At 44.3% G+C, this 671-nt stretch carries 1 pseudogene; it reads left to right on the forward strand.

Annotation, left to right across the window (positions count from 1 at the left end):
* A pseudogene (locus D7D25_RS18120) lies at positions 1 to 671 on the forward strand (hypothetical protein); the annotation flags it as partial.

The raw sequence follows: 671 nt of genomic DNA on the forward strand, positions 1-671 counted from the left end.
GGAAAGATCGGGATCGCCGTATTCTTGTGCCATTATGCCCGTTGGTCCCAACAGGAGATATACTGCGATTTCGCTTTCGGTTTAATCGAAGAAGCCCAAAGGCAGATGAAAGGGAAAAGTCCGGTTAATTATCCCTATGGACTGAGCGGCATGGGAACGGGGATCGCCTATACGATACAGAACAACTATTTTGACGCCAATCCGGATGAAATCCTGGAAGATTTCGACAATATCCTCTCCAGACACATGTCAACATTTGTAGATTTGTCTTCATTCAAACAGATAATCGGGATAGGAAGGTATTTTTGCATCCGGATCAGGAATAGCGGGAGGCAGGATAAAATTAAAGAGATGATCGAAAAAGTAGTTCTCCTGACCGAATTACAACTGTTACGGACATCCTGCTGTTATCCCTATGCATTGAATCTGTTATACGACCTTCGGGATGTTTCGGAAAAAGCCCGTAAATTGTTCGAGGAAAATATGAAATTGTTCGACAGTCGCTATATCAGAGACGACCCCGGGGGATGGTTTAACTTCTTTTATAAAACACGGGCGGTATACCCTGAAAAATATGCCAAGGTTAGTGAAGCCATTATGTCAAATGGGCTGTTTCAAACGGACGCAGAACGCATTCGCTGGCATGTCGTAACGGGGAAAGAAGTTGAACC

Origin of the sequence: Proteiniphilum sp. X52, from assembly GCF_003712195.1 — a bacterium.
Classification (GTDB): Bacteria; Bacteroidota; Bacteroidia; order Bacteroidales; family Dysgonomonadaceae; genus Proteiniphilum.